Source organism: Pseudomonas reinekei (genome assembly GCF_001945365.1).
Lineage (GTDB): Bacteria > Pseudomonadota > Gammaproteobacteria > Pseudomonadales > Pseudomonadaceae > Aquipseudomonas > Aquipseudomonas reinekei.
Window position 1 is genome coordinate 279406 of record NZ_MSTQ01000002.1, and the last position, 24731, is coordinate 304136.

The 24731-nt window shown below is 60.3% G+C and carries 20 protein-coding genes; 5 read left to right on the top strand and 15 right to left on the bottom strand.

Annotated features, from left to right (window positions below):
* The first annotated feature begins 14 nt into the window (after positions 1-14).
* The 3 genes from BVK86_RS03735 to BVK86_RS03745 are packed head-to-tail and all read left to right on the top strand — an operon-like array spanning position 15 to position 5490.
* Entirely contained in the window at positions 15-1259 is a 1245-nt protein-coding gene (locus tag BVK86_RS03735; protein WP_075945149.1) for an exonuclease SbcCD subunit D C-terminal domain-containing protein, read from the top strand.
* The gene (locus tag BVK86_RS03740; RefSeq protein WP_075945150.1) at positions 1256-4897 is read left to right on the top strand and encodes an AAA family ATPase; all 3642 of its coding nucleotides are present in this window, start codon (positions 1256-1258) and stop codon (positions 4895-4897) included. Before BVK86_RS03735 ends, BVK86_RS03740 begins: the two co-directional genes overlap by 4 nt.
* Entirely contained in the window at positions 4894-5490 is a 597-nt protein-coding gene (locus BVK86_RS03745) for a glutathione S-transferase (protein ID WP_075945151.1), read from the top strand. The genes BVK86_RS03740 and BVK86_RS03745 overlap by 4 nt, the downstream gene beginning before the upstream one ends.
* A gap of 118 nt (positions 5491-5608) precedes the next feature.
* Here BVK86_RS03745 and BVK86_RS03750 read toward each other — a convergent pair whose 3' ends face one another.
* The 9 genes from BVK86_RS03750 to BVK86_RS03785 all read right to left on the bottom strand — a co-directional run bounded on the left by BVK86_RS03750 (position 5609) and on the right by BVK86_RS03785 (position 12506).
* The gene (locus tag BVK86_RS03750) at positions 5609-5872 is read right to left on the bottom strand and encodes a hypothetical protein (protein WP_075945152.1); all 264 of its coding nucleotides are present in this window, start codon (positions 5870-5872) and stop codon (positions 5609-5611) included.
* Positions 5869-6081, bottom strand: coding sequence for a hypothetical protein (locus tag BVK86_RS03755; RefSeq protein WP_075945153.1), 213 nt, complete (start codon positions 6079-6081; stop codon positions 5869-5871). Before BVK86_RS03755 ends, BVK86_RS03750 begins: the two co-directional genes overlap by 4 nt.
* A gap of 115 nt (positions 6082-6196) precedes the next feature.
* Positions 6197-6322, bottom strand: a complete 126-nt coding sequence (locus BVK86_RS30315; protein ID WP_269458088.1) for a hypothetical protein — start codon at positions 6320-6322, stop codon at positions 6197-6199.
* A gap of 208 nt (positions 6323-6530) precedes the next feature.
* Positions 6531-6710, bottom strand: a complete 180-nt coding sequence (locus tag BVK86_RS03760) for a hypothetical protein (RefSeq protein ID WP_075945154.1) — start codon at positions 6708-6710, stop codon at positions 6531-6533.
* Positions 6711-6865: 155 nt separating this feature from the next.
* Complete coding sequence (locus tag BVK86_RS03765) at positions 6866-8035, bottom strand: lactonase family protein (RefSeq protein ID WP_075945155.1); 1170 nt, start codon at positions 8033-8035, stop codon at positions 6866-6868.
* On the bottom strand, positions 8028-8324 hold the full coding sequence (locus tag BVK86_RS03770; RefSeq protein WP_075945156.1) for a DUF5629 family protein: 297 nt from the start codon (positions 8322-8324) through the stop codon (positions 8028-8030). The genes BVK86_RS03765 and BVK86_RS03770 overlap by 8 nt, the downstream gene beginning before the upstream one ends.
* A 114-nt stretch (positions 8325-8438) precedes the next feature.
* Positions 8439-10019 (bottom strand): aldehyde dehydrogenase (NADP(+)), encoded by a 1581-nt coding sequence (locus BVK86_RS03775; protein ID WP_075945157.1) that lies wholly within the window; start codon positions 10017-10019, stop codon positions 8439-8441.
* A gap of 10 nt (positions 10020-10029) precedes the next feature.
* Positions 10030-11022 (bottom strand): AraD1 family protein, encoded by a 993-nt coding sequence (araD1, locus tag BVK86_RS03780; protein ID WP_075945158.1) that lies wholly within the window; start codon positions 11020-11022, stop codon positions 10030-10032.
* A gap of 161 nt (positions 11023-11183) precedes the next feature.
* Positions 11184-12506, bottom strand: a complete 1323-nt coding sequence (locus BVK86_RS03785) for an MFS transporter (protein WP_075945159.1) — start codon at positions 12504-12506, stop codon at positions 11184-11186.
* A 193-nt stretch (positions 12507-12699) separates the two neighbouring features.
* Here BVK86_RS03785 and BVK86_RS03790 point away from each other — a divergent pair, with 193 nt between their 5' ends.
* On the top strand, positions 12700-14436 hold the full coding sequence (locus BVK86_RS03790) for an IlvD/Edd family dehydratase (protein ID WP_075945160.1): 1737 nt from the start codon (positions 12700-12702) through the stop codon (positions 14434-14436).
* A 185-nt stretch (positions 14437-14621) separates the two neighbouring features.
* Positions 14622-15341, top strand: coding sequence for a FadR/GntR family transcriptional regulator (locus BVK86_RS03795; protein WP_075945161.1), 720 nt, complete (start codon positions 14622-14624; stop codon positions 15339-15341).
* 110 nt (positions 15342-15451) lie between these two features.
* On the opposite strand, the gene BVK86_RS03800 is transcribed toward BVK86_RS03795, so the two are convergent.
* From BVK86_RS03800 to BVK86_RS03830, 6 genes are all read right to left on the bottom strand, one after another.
* Complete coding sequence (locus tag BVK86_RS03800) at positions 15452-17836, bottom strand: efflux RND transporter permease subunit (RefSeq protein ID WP_075945162.1); 2385 nt, start codon at positions 17834-17836, stop codon at positions 15452-15454.
* Positions 17837-17864: 28 nt separating this feature from the next.
* Positions 17865-18926 (bottom strand): WD40/YVTN/BNR-like repeat-containing protein, encoded by a 1062-nt coding sequence (locus BVK86_RS03805; RefSeq protein ID WP_075945163.1) that lies wholly within the window; start codon positions 18924-18926, stop codon positions 17865-17867.
* A 1141-nt stretch (positions 18927-20067) separates the two neighbouring features.
* The gene (gene pepN / locus BVK86_RS03815; RefSeq protein WP_075945164.1) at positions 20068-22725 is read right to left on the bottom strand and encodes an aminopeptidase N; all 2658 of its coding nucleotides are present in this window, start codon (positions 22723-22725) and stop codon (positions 20068-20070) included.
* Between the two features lie 10 nt (positions 22726-22735).
* Positions 22736-23566, bottom strand: a complete 831-nt coding sequence (locus BVK86_RS03820) for a DUF2797 domain-containing protein (protein ID WP_075945165.1) — start codon at positions 23564-23566, stop codon at positions 22736-22738.
* Positions 23563-23823: a YeaC family protein gene (locus BVK86_RS03825; protein ID WP_056855543.1), complete on the bottom strand. Its 261-nt coding sequence runs from the start codon at positions 23821-23823 to the stop codon at positions 23563-23565. Before BVK86_RS03825 ends, BVK86_RS03820 begins: the two co-directional genes overlap by 4 nt.
* Positions 23824-23855: 32 nt before the next feature.
* A complete protein-coding gene (locus BVK86_RS03830) occupies positions 23856-24725 on the bottom strand; it encodes a rhomboid family intramembrane serine protease (RefSeq protein ID WP_075945166.1) in 870 nt (289 codons plus the stop codon).
* Between the last annotated feature and the right edge of the window lie 6 nt (positions 24726-24731).

Genomic DNA, 24731 nt, shown 5'->3' on the forward strand with positions numbered 1-24731 from the left:
TAGCGGAGTCGCCCTTGCGTCTGTTCCACACCTCCGACTGGCACCTCGGGCAAAACCTGCACGGTCAGGATCGCGATTTTGAGCACGGTTGTTTTCTCGACTGGCTGCTGCGCCAGCTCAAGCTGGATCAGCCGGATGTGCTGCTGATCGCCGGCGACATCTTCGACACGGTCAATCCGCCGGTCAAAGCCCAGGAACGCCTCTACGATTTTATCGTCAGCGCTCACGAACAGCAGCCGTTGCTGACCATTGTGATGATTGCCGGCAACCACGATTCCGGATCGCGGATCGAACTGCCGGCGCCGTTGATGCGCCGCTTGCGCACCCATGCGCTGGGCCGTGTGCTGTGGCTGGATGATGGGCAACTCGACGCCGAACGCTTGCTGATACCGCTGCCGAATGCAAAAGGTAAAACCGTTGCCTGGTGCCTGGCGTTGCCATTCCTTCGCCCTGCCGAAGTCACGGGGGCGCATTTGGGTGACAACTACGTGCGCGGCATTGGTCAGGTTCATGAATGGCTGATCGAGGCAGCGAATGCCAAGCGCAAGAAGGGCCAGGCGCTGATCGCCATCAGCCATGCGCACATGGCCGGTGGTTCGGTGTCGGAAGACTCCGAACGCAGCCTGATCATCGGCAACGCCGAAGCCCTGCCCGCCAGTCTGTTCGGGCCCAGCATCAGCTACGTCGCCCTCGGCCACCTGCACAAACCGCAGAAGGTCAACGGCGAAGAACGCATCCGCTACAGCGGCTCGCCGATTCCGTTGTCGTTCTCCGAGATCGGCTACCAGCACCAGATCCTCGACATCACACTCGAGGGCGAAACCCTGGTCAGCGTGGAACCCAGGCTGATCCCGCGCGCGGTCAATCTGCAACGCATCGGCCCGGCCCCGCTGGCGGACATCCTGGTGCAACTGGCCGATCTGCCGATCATCGATCTGCTGGCGGACTACCAGCGCCAACCCTGGCTGGAAGTGCGGGTTCGCCTCGACGAGCCCCAGCCAGATTTGCGCAATCAAATTGAAACCGCCCTGCAAGGCAAGGCTGTACGCCTGGTGCGAATCGCCGCCGAGTACGCAGGCAACGGCAACCGCGATGGCGCCGACGAAGGTGGCTCCTTGATCGAACTCGATCAGCTCACGCCCCAGGAGCTGTTCCGTCGTGCCTGGCAGGACAGCTACGGCAGCGAGGTCGACGAGCAAACCCTCAAGGACTTTGCCGAGCTGCTGCAAGACGTACAGCTGGAGAGCGAACAGCCATGAAGATCCTCGCAATCCGCCTGAAAAACCTGGCCTCGCTGGCTGGACCGTTCGAGATCGACTTCACCGCCGAACCGTTGGCCAGCGCTGGCCTGTTCGCCATTACCGGGCCTACCGGTGCCGGCAAAAGCACCTTGCTTGACGCCCTGTGCCTGGCCCTGTTCGGCGCTGTACCGCGCCTGAACAACACCGGCCGTGACGCCAAGGTGCCGGACGCCGACGGCGAAATCGGCACCGGTGACCCGCGCACCCTGTTGCGCCGTGGCACTGGCGAGGGCTATGCCGAAGTGGATTTCGTCGGGGTCGACGGCCGCCGCTACCGCGCGCGCTGGGAAGCCAACCGCGCCCGGGAAAAGGCCGCTGGCAAGCTGCAAGCCAGTCGCCAGAGCCTGCGTGATATCGATCAGGATCAACTGCTGGCCAGTCAGAAAGGTGAATACAAGACACAGCTGGAAGCTGCGCTGGGCCTGAATTTCGAACAGTTCACCCGCGCCGTGCTGCTGGCCCAAAGCGAGTTCAGCGCCTTCCTCAAGGCCGATGACAACGACCGCAGCGAACTGCTGGAAAAGCTCACCGACACCGCGCTCTACACCCGTCTCGGTCGCCGCGCCTTCGACAAGACCAAGGAGGCCCGCGAAGCCCACAAGCTGTTGCAGGATCAAGCCAGCGGTGTGACGCCGTTGTCTGCCGAAGCGCGCGCCGAACTGGACGAGCGTTTCAACGAGGCACAGCAGCAACTCAAGACGCAGCAGGCGCAACTCAAGCAACTGGAGTTGCAGGACACCTGGCTGAAGCAACTGCGCCAGGTGCAGGACGATCAGTTGGCCGCCAGCGAGCAACTGCAATCGGCCCAGGCTCACTGGGACAGCCTCGGCGGCGAGCGCCTGAAACTCAACCGCCTGGAACAACTGGCTCCACAGCGGCACCAGTTCGCGCGCAAGACTGAGCTCAGCGCTCAGCTCACACCGCTGGCGGCGCAGATTGCGCAGTACACCCGGCAACAGGATGAACTGACCGAACGCCAGACTCAGCTCGAACAAAGCCTGAGCGCAGCCCAGGCGGCACTGGCCGAAGCGCAACGCCAACACACCCGCAGCGCCCCGTTGCTGCGCCAGGCGTTCGACGAGCAAAGCACCCTCGCGCGTCTGGTCAAGGACGTGAACCAAAGTGCCGAGATGCTGCGACAGGCCGAAGAGGCCTGCACTCAGGGCACCAGCACCGTCCAGGGTCTGCTCGACCTGCAACAACGGGTCGCGGAACGCTTGCAGCGCATTACCACCGAACTTGAGCAAAGCAGCTCACTGGCGCCGCTGAGCGATGCCTGGCATGCCTACCGAGATCGCTTGCAGCAACTGATGCTGGTGGGCAATCGCCTGAACAAGGGTCAGACAGAACTGGCCTCGCTTGAACAGCGTGCAGCGCAGGCCGGCGAAGAACTGGCCGGGCAAAAGCAACACCTGGAAGTGCTCTACAAAGAGGCCGGCGCCGAGCCCGAAGCGGTGGCTGAACAAATCCAGATTCTCGGCAGCCTGCTGCAAGACAATCGCAAGCAACTGCGCGGGTTTGAAGAGCTGACAAGGCTCTGGGCCAGCCAGCAGGAACTGGACAAACGTGGCGCCGATCTCCAGCAGCGTCAACTCGATGCGCAGCAAACCCGCGAGCGCCTGACCCAGGACGGCGTCCAGGCCAAGAGCGAACTGGTGGTCGCCGAGCAAACCCTCAACGTCACCCGCGAGCTGCTGGAACGCCAACGCCTGGCGCGCAGTGCCAGTGTCGAAGAGTTGCGCGCGCAATTGCAGGATGACCAGCCGTGCCCGGTGTGCGGCAGCAACGAGCACCCGTATCACCAGCCTGAAGCGCTGTTGCAAAGCCTTGGCCGACACGACGAAAGCGAGCAGGCCAATGCGCAGAAAGCCGTCGACCTGCTCAAGGAAAAACTCACCGAGCTGCGTGCTGAAGTCGGTGGCGTGATCGCCCGGCAAAAAGAGTTGCTGCAACAACAGGAAGCGCTCTCGACGCAGCAACAGAGCCTGACGCCAAGCCTTGAAGCGCATCCGCTGGCGACCCAATTGTTCGCCCAGGATGCTGGCAAACGCGATGCCTGGCTGGCGCAGCAAAACAGCCAGCTGAACCAGAGCATCAGCCAGGACGAGCAACGGCAAACCGCCCTGCTGACCCTGCAACAGGATGCCGCACGCCTGCAACAACAGCTGCGCAGCAGTGAGACAGCGAGTCAGCAGGCGACGCAGCACCTGGTCAATCAGCAAAAGGAACTGGCCAATGATCGCCAGCGGCTGGATGAAGAGCTGGCGGCTTTCAGCACCCTGCTCCCCGCCGCCACGCTTGAAGCTTTACGCCGTGATCCCGCGGCGACCTTCATGGAGCTCGATCAGCAGATCGCCCAGCGCCTGGAACAACTCGAACAGCAGCGCGACGAACTCGGCGAACAGCAGCAACGCCAGCAAACCCTGGAAAAAGAACAGGATCGCCAGCAATCGCGCAGCCAACACCTGCAGACAGTGCAGCAACAGCTCAACGCACTCACGGCGCAGCAACAGGCGTGTGAGCAAACACTGAGCGGCTTGCTCGGCACCCACGCCAGTGCCGAGCAATGGCAGCAACAGCTTGATCAAGCCGTTGAACAGGCACGCAGCGCCGAAGCTTCGGCCAATCAGCAACTTCAGGAGGTGCGCACGCAGCGAGTGCAACTCGCCGCCGAACTCAAGGCGCAGCAGGAGCGCCAGCTGGCCCTGCACACCGAAGACCGTGAACTGAGCGGCAAGATCAACGACTGGCGCGCCCTGCATCCGGAGCTGGATGACGGCGGGCTGGAATCGCTGCTGAGTATCGAAGACCAGCAGGTCAACGAACTGCGCCAGCGCTTGCTGAACAGCGAAAAAGCCATCGAGCAGGCCAAGGTGTTGCTGCAGGAGCGCGATAAACGCCTGGTCGATCATCAAGCGCAACACAACGGCAACCTCGACGCGGAACAACTCGCCTCGGCGCTGACTGAACTGCAGGCGCAGTTCACCGCCAGCGAGCACCGCTGCGCCGAACTGCGCGCCGAACAAGCCGAAGATCAGCGCCGGCAGAATGCCAATCAGGCACTGGCCCAACAAATCGCCGATGCCTATGCCGAGTTCCAGCGCTGGGCGCGCCTGAATGCGTTGATCGGTTCCGCCACCGGCGACACCTTCCGCAAGATCGCCCAGGCCTACAACCTCGATTTGCTGGTACACCACGCCAACGTGCAATTGCGCCAACTGGTGCGCCGCTATCGCCTCAAACGCGGCGGCAGCATGCTCGGGTTGCTAGTGATGGACACCGAAATGGGCGATGAACTGCGCTCGGTGCATTCGCTGTCCGGTGGCGAGACTTTCCTGGTTTCGCTGGCGTTGGCTCTCGGCCTGGCGTCGATGGCGTCGAGCACACTGAAAATCGAGTCGCTGTTCATCGATGAAGGCTTCGGCAGCCTTGACCCGGAGTCGCTGCAACTGGCCATGGATGCGCTCGACGGCTTGCAGGCGCAGGGGCGCAAAGTCGCGGTGATTTCCCATGTGCAGGAAATGCATGAGCGGATTCCGGTACAGATTCAGGTTCGCCGCCAAGGCAATGGCTTGAGCACCCTGGAGGTGAAATGAACACGCTGTATTCCTTCCGCCGCTGCCCATACGCCATGCGCGCACGCATGGCCCTGCGTTATTCGGGCGTGGCCGTGGACATCATCGAAGTCAGTCTCAAAGCCAAGCCCGCCGAGATGCTCGCGCTGTCGAGCAAGGGCACGGTGCCGGTGCTCAGCGTCAAAGGTCGGGTGATCGAAGAAAGTCTGGAGATCATGCGCTGGGCACTGGCGCAGAACGATCCACAAGACTGGCTGCTCAAGGATGATCCGCAAGGCCAGGCGCAAATCGCCGAGCTGATCGAAGAGAACGATCAGACCTTCAAGGTGCATCTGAACCACTACAAATACGCCGAACGCTACCCCGAGCACCCGATGGAAACCTATCGCGCCGAGGGCTCGGTGTTTTTGCACAAACTTGATCAGTTGCTGGAGCAGCGCGACTACTTGTTCGCGCAGCACCCAAGCCTGGCCGATGTGGCGCTGATGCCGTTCATACGGCAATTCGCCCATGTCGATCGCGATTGGTTCGCGCAGACACCGTATCGCCATCTACAGGCCTGGTTGCAGCGGTTTCTAGAGTCCGAACTGTTTACTTTGATCATGAAAAAATAACAGCACTGGAATTGTGGCGAGGGAACTTGCTCCCGCTGGGCTGCGGAGCAGCCTCTTTTACGACTGCTTCCCGCCGGACGGGAGCAAGCTTCCTCGCCACAATTAATTTCGCTGGTACTCAGGCCAAAACTTCACACATCCCGATGACCGAGCAATCCACCTGGAACGGCCCGAAAAAACTGCTTTCAGGGTCAACCGGCGGATTACCGGCCAGCATGCCCACACCCATGCCCTTGGCGATGTCGATGTTGCGCGCGATGTTGTGGTTAGCCTCGATGGCCCGTGCCACCCCGCCTATCGAGCCTTGCCCGATCCCCAGCAGGGAAAATCCATTGGTGATGAACGCCAGGAAGGCGATGATCAAGAGTTTGCATCTGTTCATGCTCCGCCGACTCCTGCGAGGTCAGCCTGATCGACCATCGCCTGCTGGGCGCGGTGTTCAAACTGGATACCAGGATGGGCGACCTGAATCGGCGCTTCGAAGGTTTGTTGCGACTGCGGCGAAAGACTGACGACCAGCACCATGACCAGGTAAAGACCGATGGCCACATAGGCGCCGCGTTTGGCAGAAGTGATGATTGCATGGGCCATGATGAACTCCGTGGACATGTTTCAGAGTCCACAGAATCAATCAAACCAGCCCGAAGAACCAACGAGTCTCATCTATAGCGAATATCAACTTCGTTGATCATTAAAGGAGACTATTTCAGTCTTCAATAAAACTAATCAAGCGCTCGCGGGCAGCGTCAGGCTCGCCGGAAACAGGCTCAGCCGCGGACAAAATAGGAGTGGAATAGAGGAAAAGCAAAACCACGGCCAGACGCATCGCCATATTGTCGATCCTTTTCTTGAGAAGGAGTCAATAAATCCGCGCCAAATTTATACCGGTGGCCATATGATATCAAGCGATACCTTGATAGCTATTTGATGCTGTCGTAAATGCGTTATGCAGGAGCGACATCACTTCGGCGCTTTTCGAGTCTTCAGCCCTCGATCGGCAAGTGACTTCGCTCCTGCATAAAGGCTGCAGAAAGGACATTTCAGTCTTGGGCTTTGTGATCCAGCGCGGCGTAGAACTTGGCGCTTTGTTGCAGGTATTTCTGGGTATAGCTCTGGGTGTGGGATTTTTTGTCGCTGACTTCAACGTTGGCACTGGCAGGCAGAACAACGCTGGCAGAGATGGCAGACGCGGCGATTACGGAGAAGAGATTGAAGTTCATGCGGTATTCCTCGGAGTCAGTTGGCTTGCTTGCCCGGTGGGGCCGTGAAGCAAACTTAACCCTCGAGGAATGAGGCCTTGAAATGCTTTGTAGCATTACTACATATCAGCCTCATTGATAGAACGGCGCAGGCCCCATAAACCGGGGCCTGCGGCCTATTGCCGCAGCAAAAACCTGAGGTCGCTCGGGGCGTCTATCGGCAGTTTCTGCACGGTTTTGCCCAACAGACCGGTGTTGGCATCGCGTTCGACGACGACAATCTGGTTGCTTTTCTGGTTGGCGATCAGCACGAACTTGCCACTGGGGTCGAGGCTGAACTCACGGGGATGGTCACCCTCCACCGTTCGGCGTTGCAGCTCCTTGAGATGGCCGGTCGCCGGGGCGATGGCGAACACCAGCAACTGATTGGCCGTGCCACGGTTGCTGACGTAGAGGAACTTGCCATCGGCTGAGGTGTGCAATGCAGCAGCGGCCTTGTCGCTGACCGGTTGACCGGCAGCCAGTTCGACCATCTGCGTTTGCTCAAGCTTGCCATCGCGGTGATCGAATACGGCGACTTGCGCGCTCATTTCCAGGGTCAGCCAGGCGTGTTTGCCGTCGGCGCTGAACAACAAATGCCGTGGCCCGCTTCCGGGCGGCAACTGGACGAAGGCTGGCGTGGCCGGAGTCAACGGCCGCTCCGGGTTGGCCTTGGGGTCGAAACGGTAAACAAAAACCTTGTCGGCACCCAGGTCATTGGAGAATACGAACTTGCCGTCGGGCGATGGCACCGTCGAATGCACGTGCGCCGACATCTGCCGCTCGGGATTGACCCGACTGGCCGGATGGCTGCTCATTTGCACCACGGGCTTGAGTGCGCCATCCGCACCAATCGGCAACAGTGCAAGCGTGCCGCCCGGGTCTTCGGCTACCGAGTAGTTACTGACGAACAAATAGCTGGCATCGCCGCTGAGACTTGAATGCGTCGGCTCATTGCCCAGGCTCTGCACCTGATTGATGAGGCTCAGCGCATGGCTCTTGGGGTCGATGGAATAGCTGCTGACACGCCCTACCGGATCGGCCTGACCCGGGCCATTTTCGTTGACCACGAACAGGTGTCGCTGATCTCTTGAAAGGGTCAGCCAGGACGGGTTTTCGCTTTTGATCACTTGCAGCGGCCTGGCGTTGATCTGCCCGGTGGCGCTGTCGAAACTCAGCCGATAGATGCCTTCGCTTTGCCCGGCGGTGTACGAACCGACGAGCAGTTGATAGTCGTCGGCGCAGGCAACCTGGACGCCCATCGCGCCGATGCTGCCGGCGATCAACAGCGGCCAGAGCTTATTCATCCGCAGGCTCATCGTCGTCGTTATCGCCGCTGATGACATCGCCGAGGCACACCAGTCGGTGTTCGCCATTGTTGTCGTTGATCAGCCAGCTTTGCAGCGTGACGTCGAAGGTCGCGGCCTGGATTTGCGCCGGGGTGAATTCCCAGTGCAGGGCATTGCGCCCATCCATGCATTCGATGTGCAGATTGTCGTCCTCATCGAGGGCGAATTCGAAGGCATGCAGCCCGTCGATTTCCACCATCCCGCAGTGTTCGAGGGCGTTGAGCAAGGTGTCTGTTACAGCAGTCATGGCAGTCAATCTTTAAATGAGAAAGACGCAATGATAGCTCATGCATTTGATGACAGTTCCACGCAAACCTGTGGGAGCCAGCCTGCTAGCTCCCACAAGGACAGTCACCAGCGGTTAAATCGCGTCGCGCGAGGGCTTGCCATCAACCAGCCGTTGAATACGCAGCGGGTTGGCGTTTTTCAGCGCTTCCGGCAGCAGGTTGTCCGGGTAGTTCTGGAAGCAAACCGGGCGCAGGAAACGGTCAATGGCCAAGGTGCCCACCGACGTGCCACGGGCATCCGAGGTCGCCGGATACGGCCCGCCATGGACCATCGAATCACAGACTTCCACGCCGGTCGGATAACCATTGAACAGGATTCGGCCGACCTTTTGTTCCAGCAACGCCGTCAGTTCGCTGAACTGCTGGAAGTCCGCCTGTTCACCAATGACAGTCGCCGTCAGTTGACCGTGCAGACCGTTCAACGCCGCGCTCAATTGCGCCTGATCCGCCACTTCGACGACCACGGTGGCCGGCCCGAACACTTCCTCCTGCAGCACTTCGTCGCCGTTGATCAACAGGCTGACATCAGCCTTGAACAACTGTGGCTGCGCCTGGCGTCCTTGTTGCGCACTCCCCGCCAGATGTTCGATGCCGGGATGATCAAGGAGCTTTTGCAAGCCTTTGCCGTAGCTGCTCAGCGTCCCGGCATTGAGCATGGTTTGCGCCGGTTGATCCGCCATCATGTCGGTGAGCAATTTGAGAAATGCGCTGAACTGTGCGGAACGAATGCCGATCACCAGGCCCGGACTGGTGCAGAACTGACCACACCCTTGAACAACCGAAGCCGACAGCCCGCGAGCAATGGTTTCAGCGCGTACCTGCAACGCCTCGGGCAGGATGATCACCGGGTTGATGCTCGACATTTCCGCGAACACCGGAATCGGTTGCGGACGTGCGGCAGCCATGTCATACAAGGCGCGGCCGCCCTTGAGCGACCCGGTGAAGCCCACCGCCTGAATCGCCGGATGCTTGACCAGCGCTTCACCGACTCCACCGCCGTAGATCATGTTGAACACACCGGCCGGCATCTCGGTTTTTTCGGCGGCACGGATGATCGCATTGGCCACCATTTCGGCGGTTGCCATGTGACCACTGTGGGCCTTGAACACCACCGGGCAACCGGCGGCCAAGGCCGATGCGGTGTCGCCGCCGGCTGTCGAGAACGCCAGGGGGAAGTTGCTGGCACCGAACACGGCCACCGGGCCCAGGCCGATTCGGTATTGACGCAGGTCGGGACGCGGCAGCGGTTGGCGGTCCGGCAATGCCTGGTCGATACGCGCGCCATAGAAATCACCTCGACGCAGCACGCTGGCGAACAGACGCATCTGGCCGCTGGTGCGACCCCGTTCGCCAATGATCCGTGCGGCGGGCAGCGCGGTTTCGCGGCACACCAACGACACGAAATCATCACCCAGCGCATCCAGTTCAACGGCTATCGCATCCAGGAACTGCGCGCGACGTTCAGCGCTCAGGCTACGGTAAGCCGCAAACGCCGTAGCGGCGGCCTGGGCGGCGGCGTCGACTTCCTCCGGCGTGGCCTGGATGAAATCATGGGGCAATGCATCGCCGGTTTCGGCGTCGACGCTCTGTAGTTTGACGCTACCCAACGCGCTGCGCTGACCGCCGATGTAGTTATGACCAAGAATCAGGGACATGCATTTTTCCTCAAAGTGTGCTGACGGTGCCGGGTTCAAACGCTGCTGCAACCGGTGCGATGCCATTGATCAACGGCGCGCCGAATTCGGCCTGGCTGATCTCGAACACATCCCCCGGTTGCGTGCGCACGCCATCGGCAAACGAAAGCGTTGCCGTGCCGAAGAAGTGAATGTGCACATCCCCCGGGCGCAGGAACTGGCTGTATTTGAAATGGTGGAACTCAAGGTTCGCCAGGCTATGGCACATGTTGGCCTCGCCACTGAGGAACTCGTTCTGCCACAGCACTTCGCCGTCGCGCAAGATGCGGCTGGTGCCGGCCAGATGCTGGGGTAATTCGCCGACCCGCAACTCCGGGCCGTAGCTGCAACTGCGCAGTTTCGAGTGCGCCAGATACAGGTAGTTCTTGCGCTCCATGACGTGATCAGAGAATTCGTTGCCCACGGCAAAACCGACGCGGTAGGGTTTGCCGTCATGGCCGATGACATACAGCCCGCTGAGCTCCGGCTCTTCACCCGCGTCTTCCGCAAACGGCGGCAACGGGAACGGCTGGCCGGGACGCACGACGATGCTGCCGTCGCCCTTGTAGAACCACTCCGGCTGTACGCCCGCCTGGCCTGAAGCGGGTTTGCCGCCCTCCACGCCCCACTTGAAGATGCGCATGGTGTCGGTCATTGCCGATTCGTCACCGGCCTGCTGGTGCATCTTGTCTCGGGCCGAAGCGCTGCCCAGGTGGGTCAAGCCAGTGCCGCTGACCAGCATGTGTGCCGGGTCCGGGTGATCCAGCGGCGGCAGGATGCGCAGTTGTGCCAGCAGTTGCGCGTAATCGTGACTGATGCCCAGGCCCAGGGCCTGTACCTGCTGCTCAAGTCCGACGCCCGCCTCGATCGCCGCCAGGGCCAGGTCGCGAACGGTGCGGGCGCCTTGCACTTCGCGCACCAGCCCATCCTCGACCACGCCAACGCGGCGCTCGCCGTTACTCAATTCGAATTGAACCAAACGCATGAAATTTCTCCTGTAAACACAGAACTTGGGCACACTTGACTCCCTGTGGGGAGCGGGCTTGCCCGCGATGACGGCAGCACATTCAACATTCATGTGCCAGATAGATTGCTATCGCGGGCAAGCCCGCTCCCACAGGGATAGTGGTGATTTGCAGTTATGGGTCAGGTACGGGTCGCCCCGCGTGCACTGGCCGCAAAATCATCCGCAGGCAACACGTGCTTGCGCTCCAGCAAGCGGTAAACCACGCCGGTCAAAATCAGCCCGAAAACCATCACGCAGGACAGGAAATACAGGCCGGAAGCCAGGTTGCCGGTGTACTCCTTCAGCGCACCGATCACGAACGGGCCGATGTAGCCGCCGAGGTTGCCCACCGAGTTGATCAACGCAATCCCCGCCGCCGCACTGGCACCGGCAAAAAACCGGCCCGGCAGAGTCCAGAACACCGCCGTGCAGGAAAACAGCGCAAACGCCACCAGGCACAGTGCCGCCAGTTGCAGCACCGGCACCGTCAGCCAGGCACTCAGGAACAGGCCGATAGCGCCCAGTACATACAGCACAGCCAGATGGCCGTAGCGATCATTCAAACGGTCGGAGCTGCGCGGGATGATCAGCAGGCCGATGATCCCGAAAATGTACGGCACCGAGGACACGAACCCGGTCACCAGGTCGCTGCCGCCGAACTGTTTGATCAGCGTCGGCAACCACAGACCGAGGCCATAAATGCTCAGGGTTACCGGCAGGTAGAACAACGCCAGCAACAACACGCGCTTGTCCTTGAGCGCGTGCAAAGGATTGCCGTGACGGGTCTGGCCGTACGCTTGGAGGTCCTTTTGCAGTTCGCCCGTGAGCCAGTCTTTTTCCGCCTGATTCATCCACTTCACCTGTTGCGGACCGTCCGGCAACCAGCGCAGTACCGGCCAGGTCAGCAGGATCGCCGGGGCGCCGATGACGATGAACAGCCACTGCCAGCCGTGCAGCCCGAGTACACCGTCCATGCCCAGCAAGCCGCCGGACACCGGGCCGGTGATCATCATGGCAATGGGTTGCGACAGGATGAACAGCCCGAGGATCTTGCCGCGATGGCGAACCGGGAACCACTGGGTGATGTAGTAAAGGACACCGGGGAAGAAACCGGCTTCGGCGGCACCGAGCAAAAAGCGCATGACGTAGAAGCTGTTGGGCCCCTGGACGAAGGCCATGCCGATCGTGATCGCGCCCCAGGTGACCATGATCCGCGCAAACCAGCGCCGCGCGCCGAAGCGGTCGAGCATCAGGTTGCTGGGGATTTCCAGCAGGAAGTAACCAATGAAGAACAGCCCGGCACCGAGACCGTAGGCCGCATCACCCAGGCCGATGTCGGCGCCCATGTGCAATTTGGCGAAGCCCACGGCGGAGCGATCCACGTAGGCGATGAGGTACAGCAGGATCAGGAAGGGGATCAGTTTCAGCGTGATGCGACGAATAAGCCGCAATTCCTGGCTCATGAGATCGGTCTCCGATTGTTGTTTTTATAGAACCTCGGGAGACGCCTCTCGCAATAAATCGCCAGGGCAATCCCTCCGCTGAAAACGACTATATAGTATTACTAATTACCCAACAACACTTCCAAATAGGTGAATTTACGCTTATGTTAAGCCTCAGCTCGAACAATATAGTCATACAATAAGAGAATCGATCATGTCTGATAAGAAACCCACCCTGCGCTCCGCCCAATGGTTTGGCACCGCCGACAAAAACGGCTTCATGTACCGCAGCTGGATGAAGAATCAGGGCATCGCGGACCACCAGTTCCACGGCAAGCCGATCATCGGCATCTGCAATACCTGGTCGGAACTAACCCCGTGCAACGCGCATTTCCGCCAGATTGCGGAACACGTCAAACGCGGCGTGATCGAGGCCGGGGGCTTCCCGGTGGAATTCCCGGTGTTTTCCAACGGCGAATCCAACCTGCGCCCGACCGCCATGCTCACCCGCAACCTGGCGAGCATGGACGTTGAAGAAGCGATTCGCGGCAACCCGATTGACGGTGTGGTGCTGCTGACCGGTTGCGACAAAACCACACCTGCCTTGCTGATGGGCGCCGCCAGTTGCGACGTGCCGGCGATCGTCGTCACCGGCGGCCCGATGCTCAACGGCAAGCACAAGGGCAAGGACATCGGTTCGGGCACCGTGGTCTGGCAGCTCAGCGAACAGGTCAAGGCCGGCACCATCACCATCGACGACTTCCTCGCGGCCGAGGGCGGCATGTCCCGCTCGGCCGGTACCTGCAACACCATGGGCACCGCCTCGACCATGGCCTGCATGGCTGAAGCCCTCGGCACTTCCCTGCCCCACAACGCGGCAATTCCAGCCGTGGATGCGCGCCGTTATGTGCTGGCGCACATGTCCGGCATGCGTGCGGTGGAGATGGTCCGCGAAGACCTGAAACTGTCGAAGATCCTGACCAAGGAAGCCTTCGAAAACGCCATTCGTGTCAACGCGGCGATCGGCGGTTCGACCAATGCGGTGATCCACTTGAAAGCCATCGCCGGGCGCATCGGCGTGGAACTGGATCTGGACGACTGGACCCGCATCGGTCGCGGCATGCCGACCATCGTCGACCTGCAACCGTCCGGGCGTTTCCTGATGGAAGAGTTCTACTACGCCGGCGGGTTGCCGGCAGTCCTGCGCCGTCTCGGCGAAGCCAATCTGATTCCCAACCCGAATGCCCTGACCGTCAACGGCAAATCAATCGGCGAGAACACCAAGGACGCGCCGATCTACGGCGAAGACGAAGTCATCCGCACCCTGGACAACCCGATCCGCGCCGACGGCGGTATTTGTGTGTTGCGCGGCAACCTGGCACCGCTCGGCGCGGTGCTCAAGCCGTCCGCCGCCACGCCTGAATTGATGCAGCATCGCGGCCGCGCCGTGGTGTTCGAGAACTTCGACATGTACAAGGCACGGATCAACGACCCGGAACTGGATGTGGATGCCAACTCGATTCTGGTGATGAAAAACTGCGGACCGAAGGGTTATCCGGGCATGGCTGAAGTCGGCAACATGGGTTTGCCGGCCAAGCTGCTGGCCCAGGGCGTGACCGACATGGTGCGTATTTCCGATGCGCGCATGAGCGGCACCGCCTATGGCACGGTTGTGCTGCACGTCGCCCCTGAAGCCGCTGCGGGTGGACCTTTGGCGACGGTAAAAGAAGGCGACTGGATCGAGCTCGACTGCGCGAGTGGCCGGTTGCACCTGGATATTCCGGATGCCGAACTGGCCGCGCGCATGGCCGACCTGCAACCGCCGCAGCAGTTGCTGGTGGGCGGTTATCGCCAGCTGTACATCGACCATGTATTGCAGGCGGACCAGGGTTGCGACTTCGACTTCCTGGTCGGCTGCCGTGGGGCAGAAGTGCCGCGTCACTCTCACTGATTGCACAAAACCTTGTGGGAGCGAGCCTGCTCGCGAAAGCATAATGTCAGTCAATATAAGTGCTGAATGATAAGACGCCTTCGCGAGCAGGCTCGCTCGCACATTCGCTCCATGCCCGCCTCAAGATTGCGCCGCGCCTGCTATCATGCGCGGCATCTCTATCGCACAGGACCGCGCCACTCCCCATGGATTACCGCAAACCCTCCGACCGCAAAAGCATGCACTCGCGCATCGTCCAGGAATTGGGCATGCAGATCGTCTCCGGACGTTTCCTGCCGGACGACAAACTGCCCGCCGAAGCCCTGCTGTGTGAGGAATATGCGGTCAGTCGGCCGGTATTGCGCGAAGCCACGCGAGTGCTGGTTGCCAAGGGGCTGGTGTATTCCCGCCCGCGGGTGGGCACGGTGGTCAAACCGCGTCGGGAATGGCACATGCTCGACCCGGATGTGTTGCACTGGCTGATGCAAAGCAGCCCGCAGAATGAATTCTTCAATCTGTTGACCAGCGTGCGCAGCATCATCGAACCGGCCGCCGCTGCCCTCGCCGCGCAATTTGCCACCGACGACGACATCGCCTCCATCGGCGAAGCCTACCAACGGATGGAAGCCGCGCCGACACCCGAAGCCTTGCTGCAACCAGACCTGGATTTCCACAGCCGCATCGCCGACGCCACCCACAACGACTTGTTGGCCAATCTGTGCAACATGCTGTCGGTGGCCATCGCCGAGGCCTTGAAGCATTCCAACCAGCGGCCGAACCTGCATGAACTGGCGCTGCCACGGCACAAGGCGATTCTCACCGCCATCGAAAACCGCGATGCCCTCGGCGCGCGGCACGCGACGCTGGTGCAGCTGGATGATGCGCGCAGTGCGTTGAATGTGGTGCTAGGCGCCGATCCCGAATAAAACGTGCCCCTTGCAGGAACCGGCTTGCTGGTTCCTACAAAGGTTGGGTTTATCTTCAGGTGTAAAAAAGCCGCAACCCTGAGGTTGCGGCTTTTTCATTTCAGCGTGGATCAGTGAGCAAACAGCGAGTTGCCCTTCTGCCCCGCCAGTTTCTCCGGCTTGATCAGGAACCGCGCCAGTGCCGGCAGCAGCCACAGCGCACCGAACATGTTCCACAGCAGCATGAAGGTCAGCATCAGCCCCATGTCGGCCTGGAACTTGATGGCCGAGAAGATCCAGGTGCACACGCCGATGGCCAGGCACAGACCGGTGAACAATACCGCTTTACCGGTGGACTTCAGGGTCTGGTAATAGGCTTCTTGCAACGGCAGGCCGGCACGCAGGAAGCTTTCCAGGCGACTGTAGATGTAGATGCCGTAGTCCACGCCAATCCCCACCCCGAGCGCCACCACCGGCAAGGTCGCCACTTTCACCCCGATACCCATGAACGCCATCAGGGCGTTGCCGAGTACCGACGTCAGCACCAGCGGCAACACGATGCACAAGGTCGCCGCCCAGGAGCGGAAGGTGATCATGCACATGACCGCCACGCAGATGTACACCAGAATCAGGATCGTCAGCTCGGACTTCTTGATCACCTCGTTGGTGGCCGCCTCAATCCCGGCGTTACCGGCCGCCAGAATGAACTCCAGGTTTTCGGTGTTGTGCTCCTTGGCGAAGTCCTGCACGGCGTGCACTGCGCGATCCAGGGTTTCAGCCTTGTGATCGTTGAGGAACACCAGCACCGGTGCCAGCGAGCAACTGTTGTTGTACAGGCCATCGGCGCGAGCGATGGAGTTGTTCAGAACGTCAGGGTTGCGCGACAGGGTTTCCCACTTCAGGTTGCCCTCGTTCATGCCCTTGATCATTTGCTTGGACACGGTCACCAGGGAAATCGCCGACTGCACGCCCTCGGTGTTCTGCATCTTCCACATCAACTCATCGATCGGTGCCATGGCTTCGTAGCGCGAGCAGCCTTCAGCCTTGGTCTTGACCATCACCACCAACACGTCAGAACTGGTGGAATAGTTGCTGATGATGAAATTGTTGTCCTTGTTGTAGCGCGAGTCCGGACGCAGTTCCGGCGCCCCCTGGTCCAGGTCACCGATTTTTAGGTTCTGGCTGTACCAGAGGCCACCGCCGAATGCGATCAGGGCCAGCGCGATCGACACCGGCGCCACTTTCGGGCTGGCGAAGTTCGACAACAGGCGCCAGAACGGATGCTCGCGGGTCGCGTCCTTTTTGCTGCGGGCTACCGCGCGCTTGCTGATGCCGACATAGGAAATCGCCACCGGCAGCAGGATCAGGTTGGTGAACACGATCACCGCCACGCCGATGGACGCACCGATGGCCAGCTCACGAATCACCCCGATATCAATGATCAGCAGCGTGATGAAGCCTACGGCATCGGCGAGAATCGCGATCATCCCGGGCAGGAACAGCTGGCGGAACGTCCGGCGCGCGGCGGTCAGGGCGTTGTCCGCCTCACTGGACTGCAGGGCGATACCGTTGATCTTCTGCACACCATGGGAAATACCGATGGCAAAGATCAGGAACGGCACCAGCATTGAATAAGGATCGAGACCGAAACCGAAGAAGTGCATCAACCCGAGCTGCCAGACCACCGCCACCAGCGTGGTGCTCAACACCGCCACCGTACTGCGCATGCAGTTGGTGAACCAGTAGAGCAGGATCAGGGTGATGACAAAGGCGACGCCGAAGAACATCACCACCATCACCAGGCCATCGATCAGGTCACCGACCTTCTTGGCGAAACCGACGATGTGGATCTTGATGTTGGGGTTCTGCGCTTCGAACTTGTTGCGGATCTTGTCTTCAAGCTCATGGGAGAACTTGCGGTAGTCCAGTGACAGCAACTTGCCTTGGTCCTGCGGGTCCGGATAGGCCTCGAGCAACGGGATGTCGACAATGCTCGACTTGAAATCGTTGGACACCAGGCGGCCGACCTGCCCGGACTTGAGCACGTTGTTGCGCAGCAGGTCGAGGCTGGCCTGGGAGCCGTTATAGCTCTGCGGGATCACTTCCCCCCCGGCGAAGCCCTCCTCCGTCACTTCGGTCCAGCGTACGCTCGGACTCCATAGCGACTTGAGGCCTGAACGGTCAACACCGGAAATGTAGAACACTTCGTCGTTGATCTGGCGCAGGGTCTCCATGTATTCCTTGGAGAAGATGTCACCATCGGTGGCTTCCACCGAAATCCGCACGGTGTTGCCCAGGTTCGCCAGATCGTTGCGGTGCTCCATCATCTTCTGGATGAAGGGGTGCTCCAGCGGGATCATTTTTTCGAAACTGGTGGACGGACGGATCAGCGTCGCCTGCCAGAACAGGAAAATACTGACCAACAGGCAGATAAAGATCACTGCCGGGCGGTTATTGAAGATCAGGCGCTCGAGGAATGTCGCCTTTTCCTGGTGATGAGTGCTCAAGGAAGTCATAACTGCGCCTTCTTATTATTAACCCGGCTCATTTGCCCGACTCGGTGCCGTTGGTGCCGTCAGGCGAGGTGACGCGAACGCCGCCCTGTCCAGCCAGAACCAGATTGCCATTGCCTGCCGCCGTGACTGCCGAGACGGAAATGCGATCCGCGCGGTTGACCACCTGGAAGGTTTCGCCATCATCTTTGCTGCGAATCACCGAACCGCCGTTGCCAACGATCACGATGGAACCATCCTCGAGCAGCGTGCCACCGGACAGCCCGAACTCCAGATCGCCGCGTTCGGCCTTGAGTTCGATTTGCTCCCAATTACCGCCGAAATCGGTAGAACGATACAGATTGCCACGCAGGCCATAGGCCAACAGCGTAGAAGGTTGTGCGGTGCCGATCACACCAAACAGCGAGCCTTCGTATGGACCTTCGAGTTTTTCCCAGGTCTGGCCCCCATCGGCGGAGCGGAACATGCTGCCCTGCTCGCCAACGATGAACAGCCCGGAGTCCTTGACGGCAGCGATGGCGTTGAGGTGGAACTGGTCTTCGTTATCGAGGCGGTCACTGACGTCTTCCCAGTGTTTGCCGCCATCGGTGGTTTCCAGCAACGCGCCGTAAGCGCCTACGGCAAAGCCGCTGTTGACGTCCTGGAACCAGACGTCGAGCAGCGGCGATTCGCGTTTGAGATCTTCGAATTGCTTGGTCCAGGTGACGCCACCGTCCTCGCTGGCGAGAATCTGCGCATCATGGCCGACGGCCCAGCCGTGCTTGTCATCGACAAAAAACACCGAAGTCAGCAGTGCCCGGGTCGGCACCTTGGCTTGCGTCCAGGTCGTGCCCTGGTCATCGGAATAGAGAATATGCCCGCGATCCCCGACCGCCACCAGGCGCTTGCCTGCGTGAACGACATCGAGCATCAGGCTTTTGCTGGCCTTGGCCGATTCAATGGAATAAACAACGTCGGATGCCGGCGCAGCCGCGGCCAGCGCAGGGGCTGACAGCATGGCAGAGCCCAACAGCGAGAGCGCTGTAGCCAGCAACGCGAATTTGCGTAACGCCAGCGGGCGGCAGAGACCCACACCCATGACAGGCTCACTCATAGACCTTCCCCCATTTATTATTGTTAGGTCATTCAACCTTTCTGGGCGCCGTAAGGGTGCTCACCGGAATGACTGTTTCAGAGCATAGTCCTGAAACCCGCAATCCAGAGCCCCTTCGGAAGCTGGCTTATCCTATCGGTGTTTTTGAAGGGCTGACAATCGACGGCACGTTATGTTTTGTTAACCGCGGGGAGATGTTTTTTTCTGAATGGTTGGGTATCAGGTGGGGTGATTGGGGTTGAGGTGGGCTGGGTGTGGGGGCTGGGTACATATCCGTTTCTTCGGTAACGGCTACCTATGGTTCCGCTCTTACAGCGGGTCACTTTCGAAAAGCGCGAAAGTAACCAAAGCGCTCTTGCCCCTTTCGTTCGGTGCCTCGCTGTGGCTCGGCATGCCCGCGCTCCGGTCCTGCTCCGTGGGCCCGCCGCCATCGGCCATCCATGGCCGGGGGCGGCTAACCCGGCATCCATGCCGGGTTGCCCACTGCGCAGAACCTCCACTCGGCCTCACGAGGGGGCGAAAACCGCCACAGCACCGCGAGGCGGCCTGCCGGCCGACCTGTTTATCTGGTTGGTGCGCATCTCCCCCTGTAGGAGCCGGCTTGCTGGCGATGGCGGTTGTTCAGGCCACATCGTTGCGCCTGACATAGCGTTATCGCCAGCAAGCTGGCTCCTACAACTGGATGACATACCCCAGGAGATTGGTCGGTTGTCAGGCCGACATCGCCCGCGAGCTGGCTCATACAGGTTGGAATGCAGACCACCAAAACAAACAGGCCGGCCGGTAGGCCGCCTCGGCCCTTTTGATTTACCCGCCCCCTCGGCAGGCTGAGTGGAGGCGTTTATCCGGGGGTGGGCGCGCAGCGCCGTGCGGCGAAGCCGCACACATCGAGAGGCGGTTGAAGCGAAGCCAACCGGAGGCGATGCCCCCGGATGAATGCCGGAACGAAGGGACCCCGAGCCTTAGCGAGGGGCCGTACGCAAGGGGCGAGCGTTTTTTGCTTACTTTTTTAGGCGCTTGTAAAAAAGTGAGTCGCCGTAAGGGCGAAACCCTAAGCTGCCGTTACCGAAGCAATGGATATGTACTCAGTCAGCCAAGGCCTTGGTCGGCCCAGCGGCCGCCAAGTCCAAAAGAGCCAAGATCAAGCCAAACTCTTGCTGACCACCTCAAACACATCGCTGGACAACTGCCCTGAACCACGAATCCGCTCCAGCTCCCCTTTCATCAACGCCTGACGAGCGTCGTCATACTTGCGCCAGCGAGTCAAAGGCGCCAACTGACGCGAAGCAATCTGCGGATTGAAGCCGTTCAGTTCAATCACCAGATCCGCCAGGAAGCGATACCCGGAACCATCCGCCGCATGGAAGTTGATCAGGTTCTGCCCGGCAAACGCACCGACCAGCGCCCGAACCTTGTTCGGGTTCTTGATGTTGAACGCCGGGTGCTGCATCAACGCCTTGACCCGCTCCAGCCCACCCGGCAAGACACTGCCAGCCTGGACGCTGAACCACTGGTCCATGACCAATGGATTGTCCTTGAAGTGCTCGGCGAAGCTCGCCAGCGCCTTGGCTTTCTGCTCTTCGAAGGGCGAGTTGACCAACACCGCGAGCGCGGTGAGGCGTTCAGTCATGTTGTCGCACGCGTCGAACTGCTCCAGCGTCGCCGCCAAGACTTCCGGCTTACCACTGAGCATCAGGTACGACAGCGCGATGTTCTGCAACGCACGACGAGCAAAATGCTCGGCCTCGGCCACATAAGGGGTTTGCTTGGACAGGTCGCGGTTGGCTTGATAGCGCAGCCACAAACCTTCGAACAACGCGTCCGCCAGCTGCTTGCGGGCAAACTCGCGGGCGGTGTGAATGGCGTCGACATCAGCCACTTCGCTGATTTCGGTCAGGTATGCTTCGCTTGGCAGCGAGAGCATTTCGGCGACCATCGCCTGATCCAGCGATTCATCGGACAGCACCGAACGCAGGGCCGAAACCAGACGCTGATCCAGCACCAGGGTTTCGCCTTTCTGCTGCTGGGCGATCAATTCCTGCAGCACCTGCACCGACAATTGCTGCCCGGCATCCCAGCGGTTGAAGCCGTCGCTGTCGTGCTGCATCAGGAACATCAACTGATCGCGGTTGTATGGGAAGGTCAGTTTTACCGGTGCCGAGAAACCACGCAGCAGCGATGGCAGCGGCTGTTCAGCGATATCGACGAAGGTGAACGTCTGCTCGGCTTCGGTCACCGAGATCACGCGGGACGTGCCTTGCGCCGACGCTTCACCGGCCAGACGCAGGGCGATTTCACCACCCTTGCTGTCCAGCAGGCCAAGTTCGACCGGAATCACGAACGGCAGTTTTTCAACCTTGTCCGGGGTTTCCGGGCAGCTCTGGCGGAAGGTCAGGCTGTAGGTTTTAGCCGTGGCATCGTAAGACTCGCTCACCGCCAAACGCGGCGTGCCGGCCTGGCTGTACCAGCGTTTGAACTGGGTCAGGTCGACGCCGTTGGCCTCTTCCATGGCCTTGATGAAGTCATCACAGGTCACGGCCTGGCCGTCGTGGCGCTCGAAGTACAGGTCGCTGCCCTTACGGAAGCCTGCAGCGCCGAGCAAGGTGTGGATCATGCCGACCACTTCCGAGCCCTTTTCGTACACGGTCAGGGTGTAGAAGTTGGAAATTTCGATGAAGCTGTCCGGGCGCACGGCGTGGGCCATCGGGCCGGCGTCTTCGGCGAACTGGTGGGTGCGCAGGTAGGCCACATCCTGGATGCGCTTGACCGTCGCCGAGTTCATGTCGGCGGAGAAGCCTGAGTCACGGAATACGGTGAAACCTTCCTTGAGCGACAACTGGAACCAGTCGCGGCAGGTCACGCGGTTGCCCGACCAGTTGTGGAAATATTCGTGGGCGACGATCGCCTCGACCCGCTGGTGCGCAGCGTCGGTGGCGGTTTCGGCGCGGGCCAGTACGGCGCTGGAGTTGAAGATGTTGAGGCCCTTGTTCTCCATCGCGCCCATGTTGAAGTCATTCACGGCGACGATCATGAAGATGTCCAGATCGTATTCGCGACCGTAGACCTCTTCATCCCAGCGCATGGATTTCTTGAGGCTGTTCATCGCGTGCTGGCATTTGTCGATGTTCTCCGGCTCGACATAGATGCGCAGCGCGACGTTGCGCTCGGTCATGGTGGTGAACGTGTCTTCGACACACCACAGATCACCGGCCACCAGCGCGAACAGGTACGCCGGCTTCTTGAACGGATCCTCCCAGGTCGCCCAGTGCCGGCCATCTTCGCCGGGCCCCGAGGCAATCGGGTTGCCGTTGGACAGCAGCACCGGATAGCTGTGCTGCTCGGCCACCACGGTGGTGGTGAACGTGCTCATCACGTCCGGACGGTCGAGGTAATAGGTGATCTTGCGGAAACCTTCGGCCTCGCACTGGGTGCAGAACATCGTGCCGGACTTGTACAGGCCTTCCAGTGCCGTGTTGGTTTCCGGGTGGATCTTGACGCTCGTATCGACCGTGAAGGTCGCGCTGGACGGGTGCAGGGTCAGGTGATTCTCGGTCAACTGATACTGCGCTGCAGTCAGTTCCTGATCGGCCAGCGTGACCGACAACAGCTCAAGCTGCTGGCCATCCAGCACCAGCGGCGGCAAATCCGGGCCGCGCTCGGGGTTGCGGCGCATCACCAGTTGCGCATGGACCAGGCTGTGGTCCTCGAACAACTCGAAGGTCAGGTGCGTTTCATCGATCAGGTACTCGGGCGCCTGATAGTCCTTGAGGTAGATCATCTTCGGTTGTTCGGTGCGCATGCTGGAGTCCTTAACTATGCACGGCGAGCTGGTAGGCCGTGTACTTACGAATGTTGATCACGCCGGTGTCGAAGATCAGGTATTGGCCTTTGATCCCCATCAGCGTGCCTTCGGCAATCGGATTCTTGTCCAGGTTGAAGCTGACGATTTTCGCTGGATACTGCTCGACCGGAAAGCGGATTTCGAGCGGGTCGACGTCGGCAATCGTCTGGATCGCCTGCAGGCCGAATCGTTCCTGCAAACCTTGCAGGCCCTGCCCGCAGCTGTCGAACAGCTGGTCACGGATCTGCGGCAGGTCCACCGACACGGCATCGCCCTTGAGCAAGGCACGCCAGTTGGTCTTGTCGGCGACCTGGCTGCGGAACAGATCTTCGACGAAGCCCGATTGCTGGCGGGTCGCGACGCGCACGATCGGCAACGCCTGACTGGCACCCTGGTCAATCCAGCGGGTCGGCAACTGGGTGGCACGGGTGATCCCGACCTTGACCCCGGATGAATTCGACAGGTAGACGATGTGGTCGGTCATGCAGAACTTCTCGCCCCACTCCGGCTCCCGGCAGGTGCCGGCGTCGTAATGGCAGCGTTCCGGGCTCATGATGCACATGTCACACTGGGCCAGTCTGGTCATGCACGGGTAGCAGTAACCCTGGCTGAAACTGGTTTTGGTCTTGCGTCCGCAATGGGTGCAATGGATCGCCCCCAGGTACTCAAGGCGCACCGTGGTACCGATCAACGGGTTGACCGGTACCTCGACATCGCCCAGACGAAATGCGTACTGCACGTTCGGCCCGTCCAGGCGCGCCGACATTTTACTGATTGCACCGCGGCCAATCTCAATCAATGGATGGCATCCGACTTGAACAGGATATTCGGCACCTGGATCGACTTGGAGCTGCATTCTTGCGGGCCCATGTAGCCAGTCCGCTCTTCCTCGGGCAGGTTCTGGATTTCCCAGGCGATCATCGCTTGCAGCGACAGTTCGCGTTGCTCGGCGGTGAGTTTGCCACCGTCGGACCATTTACCGATTTCCACCGCCAGCTTCAGGCTCTGGTAGATGTCCGGGGTGATGTTCTTGATCATTTCGTTAAAAGAGGACATTGGGTCTCCGTCTCTTTAAGGCATGTTCTGAATTAGGCGGCCAGTTTACGGCGGTTATACAAACCGCCCAACAAACCGGTGAAGCATCCGATGAGTAACCCGCTGACGTGGGCCGCGTTGGCGATTTCGCCGAAGCCGATCATCGAGACCAGCCCGGACAGGCACAGCAGCAACCACACCAGCATCATCACCAGCACGCCCCGGGGCAGACGATAGGCGGGGTTCGGCGCCAGTAACTGGAAGATCCAGCAATGCCCGAGCAAGCCGTAAAGCACCCCGGACAACCCGCCAAACAGGGTCGGGCCGCTGAAAAAATACTGGATGTAGTTGGAGACGAGGCTGAACAGCAAGGTCAGGCCGACCAGATTGATGCTGCCCTGGCGCGACTCGATGCGCCGTCCCAGTTCCCAGTACCACATGCCATTCATGGCCAGGTGGAGGATGCCGAAGTGGATCAGCATCGGCGTCACCAGTCGCCACCACTGCCCCGCCGCGAGGCTGTCGGCCAGCGGTACAAAGTGGATGTATTCGCCGACGATGCGGAAATCGAGGAACGTCAGCCAGCGCATCGTATTGAGGTTGTCGCCCAACATCGTCAATGCACCGACGATCAGACTCAGGATCAGCACCAGCGCCGTGGCTTTCGCATAGCGCACCTGCTCGACGAAGCCCGGACGCTTGCGGGTTTGTGCCAGCGGAATATCCAGTTGCTGATCGGGATCGCCCGCCGGGAACCGTTCGTAGAGCGCCAGGACGTCGTCACTGATGTTCTGCGGCACCCACAACACCTGCTCACCGGACTCTTCGCTGACCCGATGCGGCACCTGCATGCGTTGCAGCAATTTGACGAACCCGCTCAGGTCCACCGCCAGGGGCAGTCGCAAAACCGCTACCGAGCTCATCGCAGC

Excerpts from the sequence above, each read along its gene's own strand:
- BVK86_RS03740 (WP_075945150.1), top strand. The coding sequence starts at position 1,256 with ATGAAGATCCTCGCAATCCGCCTGAAAAACCTGGCCTCGCTGGCTGGA.
- BVK86_RS03745 (WP_075945151.1), top strand. The coding sequence starts at position 4,894 with ATGAACACGCTGTATTCCTTCCGCCGCTGCCCATACGCCATGCGCGCA.
- BVK86_RS03750 (WP_075945152.1), bottom strand. The coding sequence starts at position 5,872 with ATGAACAGATGCAAACTCTTGATCATCGCCTTCCTGGCGTTCATCACC.
- BVK86_RS03755 (WP_075945153.1), bottom strand. The coding sequence starts at position 6,081 with ATGGCCCATGCAATCATCACTTCTGCCAAACGCGGCGCCTATGTGGCC.
- BVK86_RS30315 (WP_269458088.1), bottom strand. The coding sequence starts at position 6,322 with ATGGCGATGCGTCTGGCCGTGGTTTTGCTTTTCCTCTATTCCACTCCT.
- BVK86_RS03760 (WP_075945154.1), bottom strand. The coding sequence starts at position 6,710 with ATGAACTTCAATCTCTTCTCCGTAATCGCCGCGTCTGCCATCTCTGCC.
- BVK86_RS03765 (WP_075945155.1), bottom strand. The coding sequence starts at position 8,035 with ATGAATAAGCTCTGGCCGCTGTTGATCGCCGGCAGCATCGGCGCGATG.
- BVK86_RS03770 (WP_075945156.1), bottom strand. The coding sequence starts at position 8,324 with ATGACTGCTGTAACAGACACCTTGCTCAACGCCCTCGAACACTGCGGG.
- BVK86_RS03775 (WP_075945157.1), bottom strand. The coding sequence starts at position 10,019 with ATGTCCCTGATTCTTGGTCATAACTACATCGGCGGTCAGCGCAGCGCG.
- araD1 (WP_075945158.1), bottom strand. The coding sequence starts at position 11,022 with ATGCGTTTGGTTCAATTCGAATTGAGTAACGGCGAGCGCCGCGTTGGC.
- BVK86_RS03785 (WP_075945159.1), bottom strand. The coding sequence starts at position 12,506 with ATGAGCCAGGAATTGCGGCTTATTCGTCGCATCACGCTGAAACTGATC.
- BVK86_RS03790 (WP_075945160.1), top strand. The coding sequence starts at position 12,700 with ATGTCTGATAAGAAACCCACCCTGCGCTCCGCCCAATGGTTTGGCACC.
- BVK86_RS03795 (WP_075945161.1), top strand. The coding sequence starts at position 14,622 with ATGGATTACCGCAAACCCTCCGACCGCAAAAGCATGCACTCGCGCATC.
- BVK86_RS03800 (WP_075945162.1), bottom strand. The coding sequence starts at position 17,836 with ATGACTTCCTTGAGCACTCATCACCAGGAAAAGGCGACATTCCTCGAG.
- BVK86_RS03805 (WP_075945163.1), bottom strand. The coding sequence starts at position 18,926 with ATGAGTGAGCCTGTCATGGGTGTGGGTCTCTGCCGCCCGCTGGCGTTA.
- pepN (WP_075945164.1), bottom strand. The coding sequence starts at position 22,725 with ATGCGCACCGAACAACCGAAGATGATCTACCTCAAGGACTATCAGGCG.
- BVK86_RS03825 (WP_056855543.1), bottom strand. The coding sequence starts at position 23,823 with ATGTCCTCTTTTAACGAAATGATCAAGAACATCACCCCGGACATCTAC.
- BVK86_RS03830 (WP_075945166.1), bottom strand. The coding sequence starts at position 24,725 with ATGAGCTCGGTAGCGGTTTTGCGACTGCCCCTGGCGGTGGACCTGAGC.